General features: G+C 74.1%; 17 protein-coding genes. 5 read left to right on the forward strand and 12 right to left on the reverse strand.

All coding sequences use genetic code 11. The annotated features are described in order from the left end of the window. Positions 1 to 50: 50 nt before the first annotated feature. Genes EV376_RS21165 through EV376_RS21175 form a run of 3 tightly spaced genes read right to left on the reverse strand, consistent with a single transcriptional unit; the run spans position 51 to position 2,794 of the window. Positions 51 to 1,160 (reverse strand): branched-chain amino acid ABC transporter permease, encoded by a 1,110-nt coding sequence (locus EV376_RS21165; RefSeq protein ID WP_130325835.1) that lies wholly within the window; start codon positions 1,158 to 1,160, stop codon positions 51 to 53. After that, entirely contained in the window at positions 1,157 to 2,035 is an 879-nt protein-coding gene (locus EV376_RS21170) for a branched-chain amino acid ABC transporter permease (protein WP_130325837.1), read from the reverse strand. Before EV376_RS21170 ends, EV376_RS21165 begins: the two co-directional genes overlap by 4 nt. Before the next feature lie 18 nt (positions 2,036 to 2,053). Then, positions 2,054 to 2,794 (reverse strand): ABC transporter ATP-binding protein, encoded by a 741-nt coding sequence (locus EV376_RS21175; protein WP_130325839.1) that lies wholly within the window; start codon positions 2,792 to 2,794, stop codon positions 2,054 to 2,056. A gap of 224 nt (positions 2,795 to 3,018) precedes the next feature. Here EV376_RS21175 and EV376_RS21180 point away from each other — a divergent pair, with 224 nt between their 5' ends. After that, positions 3,019 to 4,221: an IS110 family RNA-guided transposase gene (locus EV376_RS21180; RefSeq protein WP_130325841.1), complete on the forward strand. Its 1,203-nt coding sequence runs from the start codon at positions 3,019 to 3,021 to the stop codon at positions 4,219 to 4,221. 8 nt (positions 4,222 to 4,229) lie between these two features. On the opposite strand, the gene EV376_RS21185 is transcribed toward EV376_RS21180, so the two are convergent. From EV376_RS21185 to EV376_RS21205, 5 genes are all read right to left on the reverse strand, one after another. Continuing rightward, positions 4,230 to 5,015, reverse strand: a complete 786-nt coding sequence (locus EV376_RS21185; protein WP_130325843.1) for an ATP-binding cassette domain-containing protein — start codon at positions 5,013 to 5,015, stop codon at positions 4,230 to 4,232. A 64-nt stretch (positions 5,016 to 5,079) separates the two neighbouring features. Further along, complete coding sequence (locus EV376_RS21190; protein WP_130325845.1) at positions 5,080 to 6,192, reverse strand: acyl-CoA dehydrogenase family protein; 1,113 nt, start codon at positions 6,190 to 6,192, stop codon at positions 5,080 to 5,082. Beyond that, positions 6,189 to 7,346, reverse strand: a complete 1,158-nt coding sequence (locus EV376_RS21195) for an acyl-CoA dehydrogenase family protein (RefSeq protein WP_130325847.1) — start codon at positions 7,344 to 7,346, stop codon at positions 6,189 to 6,191. The genes EV376_RS21190 and EV376_RS21195 overlap by 4 nt, the downstream gene beginning before the upstream one ends. A gap of 125 nt (positions 7,347 to 7,471) precedes the next feature. Further along, entirely contained in the window at positions 7,472 to 8,371 is a 900-nt protein-coding gene (locus EV376_RS21200) for a poly(ethylene terephthalate) hydrolase family protein (protein WP_130325849.1), read from the reverse strand. Between the two features lie 81 nt (positions 8,372 to 8,452). Then, on the reverse strand, positions 8,453 to 8,905 hold the full coding sequence (locus EV376_RS21205; protein WP_130325851.1) for an SgcJ/EcaC family oxidoreductase: 453 nt from the start codon (positions 8,903 to 8,905) through the stop codon (positions 8,453 to 8,455). 73 nt (positions 8,906 to 8,978) lie between these two features. On the opposite strand from EV376_RS21205, the gene EV376_RS21210 reads away from it, so the two are divergent. After that, positions 8,979 to 9,440: a MarR family transcriptional regulator gene (locus EV376_RS21210; RefSeq protein WP_130325853.1), complete on the forward strand. Its 462-nt coding sequence runs from the start codon at positions 8,979 to 8,981 to the stop codon at positions 9,438 to 9,440. 4 nt (positions 9,441 to 9,444) lie between these two features. Here EV376_RS21210 and EV376_RS21215 read toward each other — a convergent pair whose 3' ends face one another. After that, positions 9,445 to 10,770 carry a metallophosphoesterase gene (locus EV376_RS21215; RefSeq protein WP_130325855.1) on the reverse strand — a complete coding sequence of 442 codons (1,326 nt, stop codon included), beginning with the start codon at positions 10,768 to 10,770 and terminating at the stop codon, positions 9,445 to 9,447. Between the two features lie 142 nt (positions 10,771 to 10,912). After that, a complete protein-coding gene (locus EV376_RS21220; RefSeq protein ID WP_130325857.1) occupies positions 10,913 to 11,809 on the reverse strand; it encodes a LysR substrate-binding domain-containing protein in 897 nt (298 codons plus the stop codon). Positions 11,810 to 11,897: 88 nt separating this feature from the next. Between EV376_RS21220 and EV376_RS21225 the strand changes: the two genes are divergently transcribed. Together EV376_RS21225 and EV376_RS21230 are read left to right on the forward strand one after the other, a co-directional pair. Continuing rightward, positions 11,898 to 12,716 carry an NAD(P)-binding domain-containing protein gene (locus EV376_RS21225; protein ID WP_165438046.1) on the forward strand — a complete coding sequence of 273 codons (819 nt, stop codon included), beginning with the start codon at positions 11,898 to 11,900 and terminating at the stop codon, positions 12,714 to 12,716. Next, a complete protein-coding gene (locus EV376_RS21230) occupies positions 12,713 to 13,120 on the forward strand; it encodes a RidA family protein (protein ID WP_130325861.1) in 408 nt (135 codons plus the stop codon). Before EV376_RS21225 ends, EV376_RS21230 begins: the two co-directional genes overlap by 4 nt. A 51-nt stretch (positions 13,121 to 13,171) precedes the next feature. Here EV376_RS21230 and EV376_RS21235 read toward each other — a convergent pair whose 3' ends face one another. Both EV376_RS21235 and EV376_RS30985 read right to left on the reverse strand, forming a co-directional pair. Beyond that, positions 13,172 to 15,907, reverse strand: a complete 2,736-nt coding sequence (locus EV376_RS21235; protein ID WP_130325863.1) for a cation-translocating P-type ATPase — start codon at positions 15,905 to 15,907, stop codon at positions 13,172 to 13,174. Between the two features lie 71 nt (positions 15,908 to 15,978). Continuing rightward, positions 15,979 to 17,505 carry a peptidoglycan recognition protein family protein gene (locus EV376_RS30985; protein ID WP_486482737.1) on the reverse strand — a complete coding sequence of 509 codons (1,527 nt, stop codon included), beginning with the start codon at positions 17,503 to 17,505 and terminating at the stop codon, positions 15,979 to 15,981. 145 nt (positions 17,506 to 17,650) lie between these two features. On the opposite strand from EV376_RS30985, the gene EV376_RS21250 reads away from it, so the two are divergent. Then, positions 17,651 to 18,766 (forward strand): glycoside hydrolase family 183 protein, encoded by a 1,116-nt coding sequence (locus EV376_RS21250; protein WP_130325865.1) that lies wholly within the window; start codon positions 17,651 to 17,653, stop codon positions 18,764 to 18,766. The last annotated feature ends 25 nt before the right edge of the window (positions 18,767 to 18,791 follow it).

The following is an 18,791-nucleotide window of genomic DNA, read 5'->3' on the forward strand; positions in this document are numbered from 1 at the left end:
GGTTCTGTGGGGGTGGGTTGGTTGGCGCCCGGCCGGCGGCCGGGACGGTTTCACGGCCGGCGGGCCCGCCGGCGGGCCCGCCGGGTCGCGGCGGCACGCGAGAGCAGGCCCTGCACGCCGCCGGGCGCGGCGATCATGACGACGATCAGCGTGCCCCCGAAGATCGCCAGCGGCAGGTTGCCCTCCAGCCGCTGGGCCGCGGCCGGGGACAGGGTCAGCAGGTCGGTCAGGGTGTGCGTCAGGTCGGGCAGGGCGACCAGCAGGACGGCGCCCCACAGGGCGCCGGCGAGCCGGCCGAGCCCGCCGATGACGACCGCCATCAGCAGGAACAGCGACAGGGTCAGGGAGAACGCGCCGGGCGAGACGCTCTGGGCGAGCACGGCGAGCAGGGCGCCGCCGAGGCCGGCGCCGGCCGCGCTGACCACGAAGGCGAGGACCTGCGTACGGGCGACGTGGATCCCGGCGAGCCGGGCGGCGACCTCGTCGTCGCGGACCGCCCGGAAGGTGCGGCCGTACCGGCTGCGGACCAGGTTGCCGAGCAGCACCAGGCAGAGCAGGGTCGCCGCACCGGCCACCCAGAGCTGCCACCGCTCGTAGGGGAAGTACGTGCCGAGCGCCGCCGGCGGCGGGGCGACCGGGACGGCCAGCCCCTGCTCGCCGTTGAAGACCCCGTCGAAGGTGACGGTCAGCGCGGGCGCCACGACCGCGACGGCGAGGGTGACGCCGGCCAGGTAGGGGCCGCGCAGCCGGGCGGCGGCCACGCCGACGACGGCGCCGACCGCGACAGTGACCAGCACGGCCGCGACCAGCGAGACGACCAGCGTCCCGCCCGCGGTGACGCCCCGGTCGGCGAAGGCGTCCTGGGCGAGGGCGACGGTGTACGCGCCGACCGCCATCAGCGCGCCGTGCCCGAGCGAGAGTTGCCCGTTGAGGCCGGTGAGGACGGTCAGCCCCGCGGTCGCGCAGAGGTAGGCGGCGACGGTGGCGAGCTGGAAGTTCCGGAACGGCTCCAGGCCGTAGCTCACCGCCAGCAGCGCCAGGGCGGCGGCGGCCGCGATGCCGAGGTGGCGCACCAGGGTCGGGACCCGCCACCGGTCGGCCGGCCCGCCCGGTACGCCGGCCCGACGCGCGGCCGGGGCCGCCACCCGGGTGGCGCTCACACCCGCCTCGCCGTGACCGGGGCGAACAGGCCACCCGGACGGATCAGCAGCACCGCCAGCAGCAGCACCAGCACCGCGAGGGGCACCAGGTCGCTGCCGGCGAAACCGCTGACGTAGGACAGCAGCAGCCCGACGCCGAGGCCGCCGACGATGGCGCCGGGTGGGCTGTCCAGGCCGCCCACGACGGCGGCGGTGAACGCCGAGACGAACACCAGGTCCATGGCGTGCGGGTGCAGGCCCAGCTCGGTCGGGATGACCAGCATGGCGGCGAGGGCGCCGACCCCGGAGGCGAGCGCCCAGCCCAGGGTGAGCATTCCGCCGACGTTCACCCCGAGCAGGCGGGAGACGTCGGGCGCGAAGGCCGCCGCGCGCATCCGCAGGCCGACCGCCGTGCGGGTGAAGATCCAGGCGAGCGCGATCCCGACCGCTCCGACGGCGGCGAAGACGAACACGTCGTACGGAGACAGTGCGGCGACCCCGCCCACGATGAACGCGGTGCGGCTGAACGGCGTCTGCGCGGGCCGGAACTCGTTGCCGTACACCATGCCGAGCACGGCCTGGATCAGCAGGACCAGCCCGAGGGCGACGATCACCGGGTTGAGCGGCGAACGGTGGTCCACGAAGCGCATCACGGCGACGTCGACGACCGCGCCGAGCAGCAGCCCGGTACCGAGTGCGGCGGCGAAGCCGAGCCAGTACGAGCCGGTGGCGGCCGAGACGCTGTAGGCGGCGTACGCGGCCGCCACGGCCATCGCCCCCTGCGCGAAGTTGACGATCCGCGCGGCCCGCCAGATGAGCACCAGGGCGAGCGCGAACGCGGCGTAGACCGCTCCCCTCGACAGGCCGTCGAGGGTGAGGAAGACGAAGCGGTCCAACGGTCCTCCTTACCGGGGTCAGAATCCGAGGTAGGCGTGGCGCAGATCGGCGTCGTCGCGCAGCCGGGCCGCGGGGGCGGTGGTGACGATCCGGCCGAGGGACATCACGACGCCCCGGTCGGCGACGGTCAGCGCGCTGCGCACGTTCTGCTCGACCAGCAGCACGGTCAGGCCGCTGCGGTCGCGCAGCTGTCGCAGCAGCGCCATGGTCTGGGCCACCACCCGGGGGGCCAGGCCGAGCGACGGTTCGTCGAGCAGCAGCAGGCGGGGCCGGCCGACCAGGGCGCGGCCGAGGGCGAGCATCTGCCGCTCGCCGCCGGAGAGCTGGTGGCCGAGGTGCCGGCGCCGGCGGGCCAGCGGCTCGAACAGTTCGTACACCTCGTCGCGGGCGCGGTCGGCGTCCGCCCGGTCGCGCCGCCACAGCCCGCCGAGGCGCAGGTTCTCGTCGACGGTGAGCTCGCCGATCACGCCGCGCCCCTCGGGGACGTGGGCCAGGCCCCGGCGGACGAACTGCTCGACCGGGGTGGCGCGCAGGTCCGCGCCGTCGAAGAGGATCCGCCCGGCGGTGGGGCGCAGCAGGCCGGACAGGGCGCGCAGCAGGGTCGTCTTACCGGCGCCGTTGGCGCCGACGACGGCCACGATGGACCCGGCCGGGACGCGCAGGTCGACGGCGTGCAGCACGGGCGCCGCACCGTACCCGGCCACCAGGCCGTGCACGGCGAGCAGATCGCCGTCGGCACCGCCGTCCGGCGCGGTCATGCCGCCCTACCTTCCATAGCGAGCCCGGCGGTGGTATTCGTACGGGCTGATGCGGGCGAGGCAGGTATGGCTTTCATGCTGGCTGCCGACCATGGCGAAGGTGGCTTGGCCGCCTGCCTTGTCTGCTCTTCCTGACTGCTGATTGGGCTCTGCGATCGATCGCTGTGTAGGGCGTTGACGGCGGGAAGAGCACGCGCACCGGCGAGACAGGAGGAGGGAAAACCATGGCCGTTGCGGTGGGTGTGGACGTGGCTAAGGAGTTCCACTGGGTGGCGCTTGTGCACGCCGAGTCTGGCAAGGTCCTGGCCAGCCGACGAGTGGACAATGACCCGCCGGCGATCCAGGCCCTCATCGACGACATCCGCGCCTGCGAGGCGGAGCACGGCCCGGCGACGGTGGCCATCGACGTGCTCGGCGGCATCGCCGGTCTGCTGCAGGTCATGCTGACCGACGCCGGCCTGCGGCTGGTGCATGTGTCCGGGCTGGCGGTCAACCGAGCCCGCCGCGCCGGCCGCGGTGGGGAACACAAGTCCGATCCCCGCGACGCGAGGGTCATCGCTGACCAGATTCGGCTGCGCTGCGACGAGCTGCGCCTGGTCGAGCCGGCCGGCGAAGCCGACGCCGAGCTGCGGCTGCTGGCCGGGCGTCGCCGTGAGCTGGTCACCGACCAGACCCGCCGCATCGGTCGGCTGCGGGACCTGCTCGCCTCCATCCACCCCGGCCTGGAACGCGTCATCGACGCCACCAACAAGGCCGACCTGGCGCTGCTGTCCCGCTACGTCACCCCCGGCGAGATCCGCCGAGCAGGACGCCGCCGCATCAGCGACTACCTGCGCCACGTCGGCGGCCTGCGTGCCGGCAGCATCGACGCCCTGGTGGAGCAGACCCTGACCGCCGCCGCACGTCAGCGCCTCATCGTGCCCGGCGAAGCGGTCGCCGCAGACCTGATCCGGGACCTGGCCGCCGAAGCGCTGTCGTGCCGTAACAAGCTTGCCGACCTGGACAAACGCATCGCCGAGGTGCTCGACCGCCACCCTGACGCGGCCCTCGTCCAGTCCCTGCCCGGGATGGGGGCCACCCTGACCGCCGAATTCCTCGCCGTGGCAGGCGGCATCACCCGATTCACCACCGGCGACCAACTCGCCTCCGCCGCCGGTCTGGCACCCGTGCTGCAGCAATCCGGCAAGGTGCACTACCTGCGCCGAGCCACCAGCGGCGACAAGACGCTCAAACGCATCTTCTACCAGTCCGCGTTCTGCGCCCTGCAACGCGACCCGGCCAGCCGCGCCTTCTACGACCGCAAACGAACCGAGGGCAAACGGCACCACCAGGCACTCATCGCCCTGGCCCGCCGCCGCATCAACGTCCTGCACGCCATCCTGCGCACCCGACAGCCGTACCGAATCGATCACGCCATAGCGGCTTGACTTTCGCATTAGGCTGCCCCCTCCTCGACCGCCGCGCCGAGGTAGGCGTCGGCGACGGCCGGGTCGTCCCGGACCGCCTCGGGGGTGCCGGTGGCGACGACCCGGCCGAAGTCGAGGACCACGATGTCGTCGCAGACCGACATCACCAGGTCCATGTGGTGTTCCACCAGCAGCACCGCGCACGGGTCGGGGTCGCGCCGGGGCAGTTGCCGGATCAGCTCGGCCAGCTCGGCGATGTCCTCGCCGCCGAGGCCGCCGGCGGGCTCGTCGAGCAGGAGCAGGCGGGGCCGGGCGGCGAGCGCGCGGGCCAGGGCGACCCGCTGGCGTACGGCGAAGGGCAGGGTGGCGGGCGCGGCGTGCGCGTGCGCGGCGACGCCGAGCGTGTCGAGGACGTCGAGGGCGTGCCGGCGCAGCCGGCGCTCGTCGCGGTCGCTGCGCGGCAGGCCGAGCAGGGCGGCGGCGAAGCCGGCCCGGACGGTGTGCGTGGCGCCGGCCATCACGTTCTCCAGCACCGTGAGCCCGGCGAACAGCCCGGTGCCCTGCAGGGTGCGGGCGATGCCGAGCCGGGTGAGCCGGTGCGGCCGGGGCCGCAGCGGCGCGCCGTCGAGGGTGAGCGTGCCGGTGTGCGGGGTGACGAAGCCGCAGACGACGTTGAACAGGGTGGTCTTGCCGGCGCCGTTGGGGCCGATCACACCCACCACCCGGCCGGGCGGCACCCGGAGCGAGACGTCGTCGAGGGCGGTGAGGCCCCCGAACCGCACCCCGATCCGGTGCAGTGCGAGCCCTTGCGTCATCACTCGTCCCTCACCTCGGGGGGCGGAAAATTACACTGGCAGTGTACGTTTCTCGGCCGGCTCGTCAATACCGTCGATCCGCCGTCGGCTCCGGGCCCGGCAGGTCGACCAGCCCCGCCAGGACGGCCCGGTGCCGGTCCGCGGTGCCGAAGGCGATCGCGCCGCTCTTGGCCCGCTTCAGGTACAGGTGCGCGGGGTGCTCCCAGGTGAATCCGATTCCGCCGTGCAGCTGCACGCAGACCTCGGCGGCGCGCACCGCGACCGGAGCGCAGTACGCCTGGGCCAGCGACGCCGCCAGCCGGGTCTCCGGGTGCCCGGCGGCGAGCCGGTCGGCGGCGTACCGGGCCACCGCCCGGGCCTCGGTGACCTCCACCCACAGGTCGGCCAGCCGGTGCTTGACCGCCTGGAACGAGCCGACCGGCCGGCCGAACTGGTGCCGCGTCCGGACGTATCCGACCGTCATGTCCAGGCAGGACTGCGCGACGCCGACCTGCTCGGAGGCGAGCAGAACCGCGCCCGCGGTCAGCGCGCCGTCGACCGCGGCGTCCGCCGCCGCGCCGGCGGACACGAGCCGGCCGGGTGCGCCGGTGAGGGCGACGTCGGCCAGCGTGCGGGTGGCGTCGAGCGACACCACCGGCACCATCCGCACGCCCGGTCCGGCCGCGTCGACGGCGTACAGCCCGTCGCCGGCCGGAACCAGCAGCACGTCGCACGGCAGCGCGTCGGCCACCCCCGGCACGCTGCCGGACAGCGTCCCGTCGGGGGCCACCGTGACGGGGTGCGGCCGGGTGCCGGGCGCGGTGGCGAAACCGACGGCGAGGGCCACCGGGCAGTCGCCGGCGGCGACGGGGGCGAGCAGGTCGCTCCCGTCGCAGGACAGCAACGCCCAGGTGGCGATCGCCGTGCCGAGGTACGGGACCGGGGCGACCGCCCGCCCCAGCTCCTCCAGCACCACCGCCACCTCGCGGAAGCCGGCGCCGGCCCCGCCGTACGCCGCGGGCACCGCCAGCCCGGCGAGCCCGAGCCCGCCGGCCAGCCGGGCCCACAGGGCGCGGTCGTACGGTTCGTCGCCGTCGAGCCGCGCCAGGACGCGCTGCGCGGGAGCCTGGGCGGCGAGCAGCGCGCGTACGCTGTCGCGCAGCGCCTCCTCGTCGGCGCTGTAGCGCAGGTCGATCACCGGTCCACCCCGGGTTCGCGGGGCAGGCCGAGCACCCGCTCGGCGACGATGGTGCGCAGGATCTCCGACGTGCCGCCCTCGATGGAGTTGCCGCGGGCACGCAGGTAGCGGTAGGTGGCGGTACGCCCCAACAGGTCCGGCTCGACCGGTCGGCGCGGGGTCCAGTCGTCGTACCGCAGGCCCTGCGCGCCGAGGAACTCCACCTCCAGGCCGCTGATCCACTGGGCCAGCTCGGCGAAGGAGAGCTTCACCGCCGACCCCTCCGGTCCCGGCTCACCCGCGGCGACCTGCTGGCGCAGCCGCAGCGCGGTCAGCCGGGCGGCCTCGGCCCGGACCCACGCCCGCAGCACCTCGTCGTGCAGCCCGGGCGTACGCAGCTCGGGCCGCTCGCGCCAGGCCCGGGCCAGCGGGCCGATCATCCCGCCCTCGCGGGGCAGCGGCAGGCCGCCGATGGCGACCCGCTCGTTCATCAGGGTGGTCCGTGCGACCCGCCAGCCATCCCCGACGGCGCCGATCCGGTGCGCGTCCGGCACCCGGACTCCGGTGAGGAAGACCTCGTTGAACTCGGCCTCGCCGGTGAGCTGGCGCAGCGGGCGCACCTCGACGCCCGGTGCGGTCATGTCGCAGGCGAAGTAGGTGATCCCCCGGTGCTTCGGCACGTGCGGGTCGGTGCGCGCCAGCAGGATCGCCCAGCGCGCCCGGTGGGCCAGCGAGGTCCACACCTTCTGCCCGTCGACCACCCAGGCGTCGCCGTCGCGCACCGCCCGGGTGGTCAGGCCGGCCAGGTCGGAGCCGGCACCGGGCTCGCTGAACAGCTGACACCAGATCTCCTCGCCGGTCCACAGTGGCCGCAACCAGCGCCGCTGCTGCTCGGCGGTGCCGTGCCGGAGCAGGGTCGGCGCGGCCATGCCGAGACCGATGCTGTTGCGCCGGGGGCGGTTGTCCGGCGCGCCGGCCCGGTCGAACGCCTCGTCCACCGACGCTTGCAGGTGCCGCGGCGCGCCGAGCCCGCCGAGCCCGGGCGGGAAGTGCACCCAGGCCAGCCCGGCGTCGAAGCGGGCCCGCAGGAACGCCGTCCGGTCGCCGCCCGGGTCGTTCGCCCGCAGGAACGCGTCGACCCGGGCCCGCAGCCGCTCCGGGGTGTGCTCGGGCACCGCCACCTCCCACCAGAGATATTTGCACTGTCGCTGCAATATAGTGCTGCCGCCGGGCGGGACGGAAGAGCCGGCGACGCACCCGCGCCGGGGCGGCCGCACGGCACGGCCGCCCCGGGTCACGCTCAGGCGTGCGGGCAGGTGTTGCGGTACTCCTGGATCGCGACCCCGCTGGGGCCCGGGCAGAGGAACTGGTCGTAGCGGGTGTCGTTGTCGACGAACCGCTTCAGCCAGGAGACCATCTGCTTCGCCAGCGGCGTGTTGGTGGTCTGCGGGAAGAAGTGGCTGGCGTTGTTGAGCTCCAGGTACGCCTTCTCCGACGCGGCCGGGATGCTGTTGTAGAACGGCACCGCGTGCGACGAGACCGGGGCCACGCTGTCCGACTCGCCGCCGACGATCAGCGTCGGGACGCGTACGTCACCCCAGGTCTTGTCGGTGTTCCACGGCGCGATCGGCACGGCGGCCTGCAGCGACGGCCGGGAGACGGCCGCCTCCAGGCTGCCGCCGCCACCCATCGAGTGCCCGGCCACCGCGAGCCGGGTCGCGTCGATGCGACCGCGCACCGAGCTGCGCTGGGTCAGCCAGTCCAGCGCGGCGAGCAGTTGCCGGCCGCGGCTGGCCGGCTGGTCGAGGCGGGTGTTGGTCTCGATGCCGATGACCACGAAGCCGTGTGAGGCGATCCGCGGGCCGAGCCAGTCCAGGCTGGACCACGAGGCGGTGAAGCCGGGCGAGATGGCGACGGCCCCGAAGGTGCCCTCGCTGGTGCTGGTCGGGTAGTAGACGACCCCGCCGCCGAACCCCGAGACGAGCAGCGAGGAGACGCTGAACGACGAGGTGGCGAACGGGCCGCGGCTGGCCTCCAGGGTCGCGCTGGTCGGCGCCGGACCGCGCTCGTACGGGTTGTCGGCGGCCTGGGCCGCGGCTGGCACGGCCAGCGCGGCCCCGCCGGCCAGGACCGCCGTCACGGCGAGCCGGGCCAGGGTGGAGATGGAGGAACGGGGACGGGTGGTGGTGGAGTTTCGCACGTCGGGTACTCCCTGCTGGGTCGGAGTGGCATCGACGTGCGTCAGTCTTCGATGACTACCGGGGGCCGCGCATCGGCGAAATCACCGGTCGGATCCGACTCCGGTGGGAACGAGACCACGGGCGAACCGGAACGAGATGGCCTCCAGCAACGGCTTGCGCTTGGTGTTCTGGAAGGCGGCGATCCGCCACTGGCCGTCGTCCTCGCGCACCAGCACGTACGTCTGCACCTTCGTCAGCCGCTTGGGGCGCTCACCCTTGTAGATCTCGCCGCGGCCGGTGACCACGGCGGCGTCCGGCCCGACGAACCGGGCGTCGAGCACCTCGTCGGCGAGCCGGGTGCCCTTGACGAACTTGGCGAACAGCGCCTGGTGACTCGCCACGATGTCCGGCCGGCCCCGGTAGTGGGTGCCCAGCCAGGTGACGTAGGTGGCGTCCGCGGTGAACAGCCGGCCGTACGCCTCGGCGTCCTGCCGGCCCCAGGCCGCCACGAGCGCGTCGATCACGGCGAGGACGGCGGTACGGTCGTCGGACATGATTCCTCCAAGGGGTAGTCTGCACATGAGCAGAATCTGCATGTGTGCAGATAATAGGAAGAGGTCCATCGGTATGGCAAGGCGGTCATGGGACGAGCGGCACGCCAGCTTCCGCCGCTACCTCGACGCGGTCGGCCTGCACGGGCTGGCCGGGGCCGAGGCGGCGGGCCTGCACCCGTCGGAGTGGCACGCGCTCAGCCTCATCACGCTGGAGGGCCCGCTGACCTCCGGTGACCTCGCCACGCGGATCGGGCTGACCACCGGTGCCACGACCCGGCTGATCGACCGGCTGGAGCGCGCCGGGTACGCCCGCCGCGCGGCCGACCCGGCCGACCGGCGCAAGGTCGTGGTCGAACTGGTCCCGGAGGCGCTCGCCCGGATCGACGAGGTGGTGACTCCCGCCCGCGAACGCATCGCCGACGTGCTCTCCGCGTACACCCCGGAGCAGCTCGACGTCCTCTTCGACTACTTCGAGCGGGCCGCGCCCGCCTTCCGCGAGGCGACCCGGCAGCTCCGCGACGCGCGGCGGCGCTGAGGGGTCAGCGGACGAGGCGGAGCCCGGCGACCGTCCGGTCGTGCGCCGGGAAGTTCTCGCTGGTGTGCGGCGCGTAGATCCAGGTCCGCAGCGAGTCGGCGGCGGTGTGCACCTCGACCAGCCGCACCGGGTTGGTGCGGCGGGAGTGGAAGGTCTGCAGGAACGAGTGGATCGGGTTGCCGTGCACGCCGGTGTCCACCCGGTACGCGGCCGTGCCGGTGTGGCCGGAGAAGACGAGGCGGACGTTCGGGTAGCGCGAGACCAGGTTGTCGAACAGGTACCGCGGACTCGTCGAGCCGTAGCTGGCGCTGCTCCCGATGGTCCCGTCCGCCTCCAGGTAGTGGTGCGTCACCACGACGACGTTGTGCCGGGGATGGCCGGCGACCACCTCCCGCGCCCAGTCGACCGCCGCCGCCCGGGGCCACGGCTCCAGGGCCAGCACCAGCCACCGCACCCCACCGGCCTGGTACGTCGCGTACGCGTTGTCCACCTTGCCGGCCTCGAACCGGCCCTGGACCGCGCCGGCGGTGAAGTACCGGTTGAAGACGCCGGTGTCGCGCAGCAGCGGCCCGGCGGGGCGGCGCACCGTCCCGTCCGGGGCGTAGACCTGGGTGTCGTGGTTGCCGACGGTGAGTGAGTACGGCACACCGGCGGACTCCAGCGGCCGCAGGGCGTCGCGGGCCCGAGCGTACTGCACGTGGTCGGGGGTGTCCCACTTGACCACGTCACCGGCGTGCGTGACGAAGCGCAGGTCCAGCGCCGACCGGTTGGCGACCAGCCAGTCGGTGCGCTGCCGGAACCGGCCGTCGCCCGGGTTGACGACCTCCTCCTGCGTGTCCGGCAGGACCGCGAAGCTGAACCGCGGGTCGGCGGCGCCCGGCCCGGCGTCCATCCGGGCGTACGCCACGTGGACGTTACGGTCGCAGTCGGCGGTGTACCGGTCGTTGACCAGCTCGACGGTGACCGTCCGGGTCCCGTCGCCCAACGTCGGGCCCACGGCGTACGCGCCGTAGTCGGTGGCGCTGCCGATCGTGGCCTCGCCGGCGACCGTGCCGGCCACCGTGACCCGGACGACCGGCCAGCCGTCGCAGTGGTCGCCGATCGCGCCGATGACCACCCGGCCGGGGCCCTCCACCGTGGTGGTGGCCGAGCTCCCCGTGCGCCACAGTGTGGCGTGCGTGCCGGACGGCGGCGCCGGCGTGCCGGTGGCCGGCTGGATGGTGCCGTTGACGACGGTGAACGGGGACGACCCGACGGCGTTGGCGACCCCGGCGAGGCCGCCGGCCGACACCACGACCAGCACCGCCACGATGGTCCGCGTGATCCGCATCGGTGACCTCCCGTCCGCCGCCGGCGGACGCCGGCTCCGGGGATGCTACGGGAGAACGCCCACGTCACCGCACATCTACCCCGCTGACTGCGTGCGCCCGGCGTGTCCACGAGGAGTAGTCGGATTGCCGGCCGGGCCCGCCTCACCGCAGCCCGGCCGCCACCTCGTCGAGGTGGGTCAGGAACGCCCGCACCGCCGGCGGTCGGGTGCGGCCGGCGAGCGTCGCGGCGAAGACCCGCCGGACCGCCGCGTCGTCCCGGTGCACGCGCAGCAGGGCGAGGTCGGGCGGCGTGGCCCGGACCGCCAGCGCCGGCACCAGCGCGACGCCCAGACCGGCGGCGACGCAGCCCAGCTTGCCGGTCCACTCGGCGGCCACGATGTCGACCCGGGGCCGGAACCCGGCCGGCAGCGCGGCCCGCAGCAGCGTCTCCTCGGCGGTGGCCGATCCGGCGATGAACGCGTCGTCGGCCAGCTCGCGCAGCCGGACGGTGCGGCGCCGGGCGAGCCGGTGCGTCCGGGGCACCGCCACCAGCAGCACCTCGTCCAACAGGTGGTGCAGGTCGAACCGGTCACCGTCGAGGGGCTGGTCGGGAGCCGCGCTCACCACCACGACATCGGCGTCGTGGACAGCGAGGCGCTCCAGCAACCCGGGGGTGAGCCCCTCCACGAGGGACAGCGCGACGCCGGGGTGGGCGGACCGGAACGCGGCCAGGGCCCGCGGGACGAGCGCGGCGACGGCGGTCGGGAATGCGCCGACCCGCAGCCGACCGGCGGTCAGGTCGCCGAGGGCGGCGAGATCCCGACGGGCGGCGTCGAGCCGGTCCAGCACCGCCTCGGCGTGGCCGAGCAGGCAGCGCCCCTGCTCGGTCAGGGCGACGCCGCGCGGCAGCCGGTCGAACAGGAGCACGCCGGTCTCGGCCTCCAGGGCGGCGACCTGCCGGGAGACGGCGGACTGGGTGTAGCGCAGGGCCCGCGCGGCGGCGGTGATCGAGCCGTACGCGGCGACGGTGCGGAACACCTCCAGGGCGGCCGGGTGCATGCCGCCATCATGCCATGCGCGGTCCGCATGGCAGTCATGCGCAACATTCGTTGGTCGCATGCCCGTCCGGCCTCTAGCGTTCCTGGCCATGGACGCCATCGCACTCCTGGGCACCGGCACGATGGGCACCGCGATCGGCCGCCGGTTGCTGAGCACCGGACAGCGGCTCACGGCCTGGAACCGCACCCGGGCCCGGGCCGACCCGCTCGTGGCGGCCGGCGCACGGGCGGCCGCCGGCCCGGTCGAGGCCGTCCGGGACGCCGACGTGGTGATCACCGTCCTCACCGACGCCGCGGCGGTCCGCGAGGTGTTCGCGGCGGTGGCCGACGGCCTGCGCCCCGGCACCCACGTGGTCGAGATGTCCACCATCGGCCACCGGGCCGTCCGGGACCTGGCCGGTCTGCTGCCGGCGACCGTGCCACTGGTGGACGCGCCGGTCGCCGGCAGCGCCGGCGCGGCCGAGGCCGGCCGGCTCGTCGTGCTGGCCGGCGGGGAGCCGGCGGCCGTCGACCGGGTCGCCCCGGTGCTGGACCGGCTCGGCTCGGTCCGCCGCTGCGGCGGCCCCGGCGCCGGCGCCGCGCTGAAGCTGGTCCTCAACACCGCCCTGGTCACCGGCGTCACGGCCGTCGCCGACGCGCTGGCCGTCGCGGCGGCGGCCGGCGTGGACCGGCGTACCGCGATCGAGGCGCTCACCGCCGGACCGCTCGGCGGCGCGGTCGCCCGGGCGACCACCGCCGGCGCCGCGTTCGCCGTGGCCCTGGCCGCCAAGGACGCCCGGCTCGCCCTGGACGCGCTGGGCGACGCCCCGGCGCCCGTCCTGCGGGCCGCCGCCTCGGTGCTGGCCGCCGCGCCACACCCGCACGACGACCTCGCCACCCTCGTCAACCGACCCGAGGAGCACCTGTGAGCGTGACCCTGGACAACCCGGCGACCGTCCCCGCCCCGTTCGGCGACCGCTTCGCCCACGTCGCCCGGCTCGACCTGCCGACCGGCGCCCTGCTCGTGCTCTCCGGCCAGGTCGGCGTCGACGACGACGGCACCGTGGTGGCGCCCGGCGACGTCCGGGCGCAGTCCGAGCGGATCTTCGAGCTGATCGGCGGCCTGCTCGCCGCGCACGGCGCCGACTTCGCCGACGTCCTGCACGTCCGGACGTTCATGACCGACCTGGACGACCTCGCCGGGTACGCGGCGGTCCGCAACCGGTACTTCCCGGGCGCCAAGCCCGCCAGCACGACGGTCGAGGTGAACCGGCTCTTCCTGGACGGCGCGGTGATCGAGGTGGAGGTGACCGCCGCCGTGACCACCGCCTGACGGTCGGCACGGGCGATGCCGCCGGCACCGGCCGCCGGGCGGCCCCGACGGTCAGGCGGTGGCCGCCCGCCGCGCACGGTGGCGCAGCACGGCCTTCACCAGCTCGCCCGCGAGCAGGATGGTGGAGGCCACCGCCGCGCAGACGAGCCACTGCCCGAGGGTGATGTCGGTGGTGGCGAAGACGCGGTGCAGGGCGTCCACGTGCACCACCAGCGCCAGCACTACGACCACGGCGCCGGTGGCGACGAACGCCCAGCGGTTCTCCAGCGTCTGCCGGCTGACCACGCTGCGCAGGTCGTGCCGCACGTTGAGCAGGTTGAACGCCTGGAACAACACGAACGTCACGAACGCCATCGTGCCGGCGGTGGTGGCCTCCCCGACCCGTGGGGCCGGCCCCGGCGCCCACACCAGGACGGCCAGGGTTCCGGTGGCCATCACCGCGCTGGCCAGCAGGATCCGGATCAGTCGGGGCCGGCTCAGGATCCGCTGCCCCGGCGGGCGCGGCGGCTGGCGCATCGCGTCCGGGCTGACCGGCTCGACGCCGAGCGACATCGCGGGCGGACCGTCCATCACCAGGTTGACGAAGAGGATCTGCAACGCGGTGAACGGCGCGCCGCCGGCGATGCCGGTCAGCGCCGTGATGAGGAAGGTGAGGACGAAGCCCAGCGCGGTCGAGACCTGGAAGCGGGTGAAGTTGACGATGTTGGCGTAGACGCCGCGCCCCTCGCGGACGGCGGAGACGATGGTGGCGAAGTTGTCGTCGGTGAGCACCATGGTCGCGGCCTCCTTGCTCACCTCCGTCCCGGCGATGCCCATCGCGACCCCGATGTCGGCGTTGCGCAGGGCGGGCGCGTCATTGACGCCGTCGCCGGTCATGGCGACCACCTCGCCGCGCCCCTGCAACGCGCGGACGATCCGGATCTTGTGGGTGGGTGACACGCGGGCGACCACCCCGACGTCGTCGAGACGCCGGGCCAGTTCGGCGTCGTCGGCGACGGTGTCGAGGTCGGCGCCGGTCACCGCCCGGCCGGGGATGCCGAGCTCGCGGGCGATGGCGGCGGCGGTGACGGCGTGGTCGCCGGTGAGCATCCGCACCCGGATGCCTGCCGCCCGGCACTGCGCGACCGCCTCCCGGGCCTGCGGCCGGGGCGGGTCGACGATGCCGACCAGCGCGACGAGCACGAGCCGGTCGAGCAGGTCCTTCGGGTCGTCGCCGGGGTCGAACCCGATGACCGGGAAGTCCTCGTAGGCCACCGCGATGACCCGCATGCCCCGCTCGGCGAGGAACGCGTTGCCCTCCTCGTACCGGGCGCGGACGGCGTCGTCGAACGGCAGCACGTCGGCGGTGCCGAGGTACCGGTCGGCGCGGGCGGAGAGCACGTCCGGGGCGCCCTTGACGAAACAGCGCACCAGCTCGGCGCCGCCGTCGCCGGTCCAGCGGTGGAACGTGGCCATGAACTTGTGGTCGGAGTCGAACGGGATCTCCAGCGTCCGCGGGTGCCGCCGGCGCAGGGCGGCCACGTCGACGTCACCCTTCTCGGCCAGCACCACCAGCGCGCCCTCGGTCGGGTCGCCGACCATGTCGCCGTCGTGCACCACAGCGTCGCTGCACAGGGCCATCGCGGTCAGCGCCAGGTCCACCGTCCCGGGCAGCGGCTCGGCGTCCGTGGTGCGGATGCGACCGTCGGCGCGGTAGCCCTGACCGGTCACGGTGAACCGCCGGCCGGCCAGCAGCAGCTCGCGGGCGGTCATCTCGTTGAGCGTCAGCGTCCCGGTCTTGTCCGTGCAGATCTGCGACGTGCTGCCGAGCGTCTCCACCGAGGACAGCCGCTTGACGATGGCGCCGCGGCGGGCGAGCCGGCCGGTGCCCATCGCGAGGGTGAACGCGACCACCGCGGGCAGGCCCTCCGGCACCGCCGCGACGGCGAGCGAGACCGCGCTGATGAACAGGTCGCTGAAGTCCTGCCCGCGGACCAGGCCGAGCACGAACACCAGGACGATCACCACGCCGGCGATGACCGCCAGGGTGCGGCTGAGGCCGTTGATCTGGCGCTGCAACGGCGTGGGGCCGGGCCGCGCGTCGTGCAGCAGGCCGGCGATCCGGCCCGTCTCGGTCGCCATGCCGGTCGCCGTGACCAGCGCCTCCCCGCGGCCGCGGGTCACGGCCGTGTTCATGAACAGCGCGGTGACGCGGTCGCCCAGCGCCGCGTGCTCGTCGACGGTGGCGTGGGCCGACTTGGCGACCGGCTGGGCCTCCCCGGTGAGCGTGGACTCCTGGGCCTGCAGCGAGGTGGACGACAGCAGCCGGGCGTCGGCGGGGACCCGGTCCCCCGCCTCCACCACCACGACGTCACCGGGCACGAGATCCCGGGCGTCCAGCCGGACGATCTCCCCGTCCCGCCGTACCGTCGCGGTGGTGACGCTCATCCGCCGCAGCGACTCCAGCGCCGCCTCGGCCCGCGACTCCTGCACGAACCCGATGGCGGCGTTGAGCAGCACGACGAAGGCGATCGCGACCGGCGTCTCCCACTCCCGGCCGATCACCAGCGACACGACGGCGGCGACCAGCAGGATGAGGATCATCAGGTCCTCGAACTGCCGGAGGAAGGCCCGCCACCGCGGCTCCCGCGCCGCCTCGGCCAGCCGGTTCGGGCCGTGCCGCTCGAGCCTCCGGGCCGCCTCCGCCGACGACAGGCCGGTGCCGGGGTCCACGCCGAACTCCTCGGCGACCTCCTCCGCCGGCCGGGCGTGCCAGGGCGACGCGGGCGGCGCCGTGGGCTCGGACATTTGCCCATCATCCATGACAAGGGGTGGTCCCGCTGGCCCGGACGGCGAGCACCGGCCCGGAGCCGCCCGGATCAGGGCGCGAGGCTGCCGCCCCAGTTGTCGGTGGTGAGCCGGCCGGTGGTGTCCTCGAAGAACCGGTGCTCCAGGGTGCCGTTGCCGATGCGGTAGAAGACGTGGTGCTGGCTCGCCGTGGACAGGCCCACCGGGTCGTCGGCGACCACGCCGAGCGCGCCCCAGTTGTCGGCGCCCGGCTCGATGCCCGGCCACCAGTACCAGTGCCGCAGGTCGCCGGACGCGTTCCGGCCGAAGATGTGCTGCTGGTCCCGGTGCACGAACGCGTGCGGGTTGCCGGTGAAACCGCCGCCGGGCCACACCCCACCGTTCAGCGTCCCGCTCGGGTCGTCGAAGAACCGGTGCTGCAGGTTGCCGGCGGTGTTCCGGAAGAACACGTGGTGCTGGTTGCCGGCGTAGGAGAAGCCGGTCGGGTCCGAGGCCACTCCGGAGGTCACGCCCCAGTTGTCGGTGGCCGGGTCGATCCCCGGCCACCAGAACCAGTGGATCAGGCCGCCGCCCGCCGTCCGGCCGAAGATGTGCTGCTGGTCCCGGTGCACGAAGGCGTGCGGGTTCCCCACGAACGCCCCGCCCGGCCAGACCCCACCGGCGATCTGCCCGGTGTTCAGGTCGTAGAAGCGGTGCTCCAGGTGCCCGTCCGGGTTGCGGTAGAAGACGTGCTGCTGGCTGCCGTAGGCGAAGCCGGTCGGGTTCGACGACACCCGACCGGCGGTGTTCCAGTTGTCCAGGCCGGGCGTGGTCATGCCCGGCCCGTACCACCAGTGCCGCAGCGTGTTGTCCGCACCCCGGGCGAACACGTGCTGCTGGTTGGCGTGGGCGTACCCCACCGCCCGCCCGACCAGCGGCCCGCCGCCCCAGTCGGCGCGTACCACGCTCCGGCCCGGCGCCCAGGACAGGTTGACCAGCGCGCCCGCGGTGCCCACCGCCACGACGCGCTGGCTGTCGCCGAACAGGAACGCCCGGCCCGCGACTCCCCCACCGCCGGACAACCGGGCCGCCACGTCGGCGCGCATCAGGTCCAGGTCGATGAAGGACGGGTCGATCTTGCCGGACGTGCTGGTCTCCCGGTGCCCCCGCACGTGGCTGGCGTCCCGGCCGAGCTGCCGCAGGACGGCCGCGGTCGCGGTCAGCGAGGCGTCGTACTGCGCGGCGGTCATGTGCTGGTCGACCCCGTCGTAGTCGATCTCCCAGCCGACGAGCATGGTGTTGCCGTCGCCGGCCGGGATCGGCCCGCTGCCGCGGCTGGCGCCCGCGTGGTTGGCGCGACCCGCGGAGATGACGTGGAAGACACCGTGGTAGTCGACCACCGCGTGGCAGAGCGGACCCTGGAGGTCGGGGCGACCGTAGATGCAGGTGTTCAGTGCCGGGTGCGGGTTGCTGGCACTGGACCGGGCGGCGGTGTGGTGCCACAGGACGCCGATCGGGTTGAAGGAGCCGGACACCATCCGGTTGCGCCAGTCACCGTGCTCGACGACGCGTACGCCGGCGGCCCGGAGGACGTCGGCGAGCCAGGGAATCGTGGCCATGGGTGCTCCTCCCGCGCGGCGGCATCCCGGCGAGTTTGGAAAACCCCGATGATGATTGTCAATGCATGGACGAGATTTTTTGCGTCAGCCGTGAGTGATGTGAAGACATTCTTCAGCTCCGCCCGGTCGCCGGCAGACTGCCCCCATGAGCATCGACCGCAGGTCATTCCTGGCGACGGTCGCCGCGGCCGGGGTGGCGGCGGCCGTCGCCCCGCACGCCGCCCCCCGACCGGCCCACGCCGCCACCTGGCGCAAGCGCCTCACCGGCGCCGATCTGGACACCAACCACCGCTGGCGGGTCGCCGGCACCGACCTCGGCATCCCGTACGTGCTGGAGAACGGCTCCATCGGGTACCTGTTCGGCGACACGTTCAACACGCCGTGGCCGGAGGGGCCGCCGCTGCCCAACGACTGGCGCTCGCCGGTGATGCTGCGATCCAACATCCACCCCGGTGCCGCCGGCGGCGTCGTCTTCGACAGCGCCGCCCGGGTGGCCGGCAACGGGCGGGCCCCGGAGCTGATGCACAACGGCCACAACGGGATCGGTATCGACGGCCTCTGGGAGGTGACCGTCATCCCCAACGACGGGATCAGCTTCCCGGAGACCGGCCGCCAGCTCATCTCCTACCTGAGCATCGAGAACTGGCACTCCGCCGGGCCGGCGGGTCCGCACTGGAAGAGCCGCTACGCCGGGCTCGCGTACAGCGACAACGGCAACGACTTCATCCGGACGCCGCTGAAGTGGTGGAACAACGGTGCCAACACCGACCCGTTCCAGATGTGGACGATGCAGCGCGACGGCGACTGGGTGTACGTCTTCTCCGTGCGCTCCGGGCGGCAGGACGGCCCGATGATGCTGCGCCGGGTGCGCTGGGACCGGCTGTTCTACCCGGAGTCCTACGAGGGCTGGGGGTGGAACGGCAGCAACTGGGGCTGGGGCCGCCCGTGCACCCCGATCCTGACCGGCCGCTTCGGTGAGCCGTCGGTACGCCGCCTCGGCGACGGCACCTGGGTGATGTCCTACCTCAACTGCGCGACCGGGTGCATCGTCACCCGCACCGCGGGCGGCCCGGACCAGGTGTGGACCGCCGAGAAGGTGCAGGTCTTCCCGTGGCAGGAGCCGGGGCTCTACGGCGGCTTCATCCACCCGTGGTCGACACGCCGGGCCAACGACCTGCACCTGATGGTGTCGAAGTGGACCAGGACGCCGGACGGCCGCAGCACCGCGTACCACGTCAGCCAGTTCGTCGGGACCGCCTGAGCGCCTCCTCGGCGGGGCGGCCACG

It is taken from the genome of Micromonospora sp. CNZ295, from assembly GCF_004217535.1.

Coding starts and splice junctions, on each gene's coding strand:
- EV376_RS21180 (WP_130325841.1), top strand. CDS start 3,019: ATGGCCGTTGCGGTGGGTGTGGACGTGGCTAAGGAGTTCCACTGGGTG.
- EV376_RS21220 (WP_130325857.1), bottom strand. CDS start 11,809: ATGCACCCGGCCGCCCTGGAGGTGTTCCGCACCGTCGCCGCGTACGGC.
- EV376_RS21185 (WP_130325843.1), bottom strand. CDS start 5,015: ATGACGCAAGGGCTCGCACTGCACCGGATCGGGGTGCGGTTCGGGGGC.
- EV376_RS21205 (WP_130325851.1), bottom strand. CDS start 8,905: ATGTCCGACGACCGTACCGCCGTCCTCGCCGTGATCGACGCGCTCGTG.
- EV376_RS21225 (WP_165438046.1), top strand. CDS start 11,898: ATGGACGCCATCGCACTCCTGGGCACCGGCACGATGGGCACCGCGATC.
- EV376_RS30985 (WP_486482737.1), bottom strand. CDS start 17,505: ATGGCCACGATTCCCTGGCTCGCCGACGTCCTCCGGGCCGCCGGCGTA.
- EV376_RS21250 (WP_130325865.1), top strand. CDS start 17,651: ATGAGCATCGACCGCAGGTCATTCCTGGCGACGGTCGCCGCGGCCGGG.
- EV376_RS21175 (WP_130325839.1), bottom strand. CDS start 2,794: ATGACCGCGCCGGACGGCGGTGCCGACGGCGATCTGCTCGCCGTGCAC.
- EV376_RS21210 (WP_130325853.1), top strand. CDS start 8,979: ATGGCAAGGCGGTCATGGGACGAGCGGCACGCCAGCTTCCGCCGCTAC.
- EV376_RS21235 (WP_130325863.1), bottom strand. CDS start 15,907: ATGTCCGAGCCCACGGCGCCGCCCGCGTCGCCCTGGCACGCCCGGCCG.
- EV376_RS21215 (WP_130325855.1), bottom strand. CDS start 10,770: ATGCGGATCACGCGGACCATCGTGGCGGTGCTGGTCGTGGTGTCGGCC.